This window comes from Kocuria sp. ZOR0020, assembly GCF_000800955.1.
Lineage (GTDB): Bacteria > Actinomycetota > Actinomycetes > Actinomycetales > Micrococcaceae > Kocuria > Kocuria subflava.
Map to the genome: position 1 here is coordinate 1 of NZ_JROX01000218.1, position 1,667 is coordinate 1,667.

At 64.1% G+C, this 1,667-nt stretch carries 2 protein-coding genes; both read left to right on the top strand.

The annotated features are described in order from the left end of the window. Nucleotides 1-524 precede the first annotated feature (524 nt). Entirely contained in the window at nt 525-1,097 is a 573-nt protein-coding gene (locus L979_RS11785; RefSeq protein WP_047692404.1) for a hypothetical protein, read from the top strand. A gap of 234 nt (nt 1,098-1,331) precedes the next feature. Then, a partial coding sequence (locus tag L979_RS15220; protein WP_231559531.1) for an Abi family protein occupies nt 1,332-1,667 on the top strand: 336 nt, incomplete at its 3' end.

Genomic DNA, 1,667 nt, shown 5'->3' on the forward strand with positions numbered 1-1,667 from the left:
CAGGCGGCTTCAGACCCTTGCTACACCCTCAAATGCGATGAGCCTCCAATCTGGCTTGCCCGTTGGACGGCCAGGAAGGATGTGCGCCACGGCTGCTCCCTACCCGAGTGAGTTCCGCGAGTGCGTCGTGCGCGTGGTTCGGGCCCGTGAAGACGGCGTTTCCCTCGCTCGGATCATTAAGGACTCAGGCATCCATGGGACGACGATCCACAAGTCGTTCCGTCAGGCCGACATCGGCGGCGACCACCGTTTCGGAGCTACTCGTGAGGAATCCTGCGGGCTATGGGATCTCCACCGCCGGAACCGCCAGCTGGAGCAGGAGAGCGAGGTCTAGTGCCGCGCGACTGCCTACCTCTTCTCGCAGGCACTCTTGCCGAAATAGGTTCTACCCGCTCGTAACGGAGCCCACTGCCGATGGGATTCGTGCCGCGTTGTCCCTTGCAGATACCTGACCGCATAACTGTCCCCTTCCCGCAACGTAGCGCTTCGCGATGCTGCTGTGCGGTCAATGGGAAGATGCCCGCATGGACGTCGCCGCCTTCGTAATCTCCTGCCTCTCACTTGTCGTTGCCGGGCTCGGCACCTGGTTGGCGAATGCTCGCGCCAAGGAAGCGCTTGAGGAGTCTCGGCGTGCGGCTGCCGATGCGTGCTGGTCCAAGCTTCAGGAGGCGGTGCAGCGGCTCATCGGCTTCGATCCCGCAGCTGAGCCAATCAACGATCGCCTGACAAATCTTCGCATCGCGATGATGGAGCTCGTCGAAAAGCTCGGCGACGAGTGGAAAGGTCTCGATCTATGGCTCGACTCCGAGCGGACCCTCGGCGCTACCTTCGGCCGGCTAGTCATGGAGCAGGCGAGGCCGGACGACTCGATCGACCGGCGACTGAAGAGCCTCGAGCCTCTCATGTCCTGGGCGCAGGCGCTCGGCCAAAACCTCCGCTACCTCCGGTCAAAGGGTCATGACGGCCCGGCGCTTAGCGAGCTCACCGAGCACGCCACGAGCATGACCCTCAGCGTTCACGAGCAGCAGGGCTGGGAGCCGCCTCGTACGTCCAACCCACGGGTCCGTCCGCTCGACGAGGATCTCCCACGGTCGTGAACGCGAGTTGTCGGCTGTCGGCCGCTCGCGTACACTGGCAACTACTAAGACCGGTTCCGCCTACCTCGGTAGGTCCAGGGCCGGTCCTCATTCTTTCAGGCGGTGTTCGTGGGCAGTGGCGTCAAGGCGCACGAGTCCTACGCCCGGCAGGTCGAGATCCTCGCCGCCCGTGGCATGGACATGGGCGACCGCGAGTCGGCCGAGGCAACGCTCCGGCGAGTGAACTAGTACCGGCTGAGCGGTTACTGGTATCCGTTCCGCAAGCAGGTTGAGGGTGGGCGCGAGGACGACTTCTACGACGGCACGCGCTTCAGTGACGTGGTCGCGCTCTACGAGTTCGACGCCAGGCTTCGAGCCGCGACGTTCACAACGCTGGCTCCCGTCGAGTTGGCCATCCGCGCGCTGCTCGGCCATGAACTCGGGCGCATCGATCCCTGCGCGCACCTCGAAGCGGAACTGCTCGGCCCGACAGCTCGCCAAGGTGATCGCTACCCGAGGTGGCTGGAGAAGTACCAGCGCGAACTCAACTGGTCACGCGAAGCACCACGACATGAAGTACGGCGGGCGTCT

Coding starts and splice junctions, on each gene's coding strand:
- L979_RS11785 (WP_047692404.1), top strand. CDS start 525: ATGGACGTCGCCGCCTTCGTAATCTCCTGCCTCTCACTTGTCGTTGCC.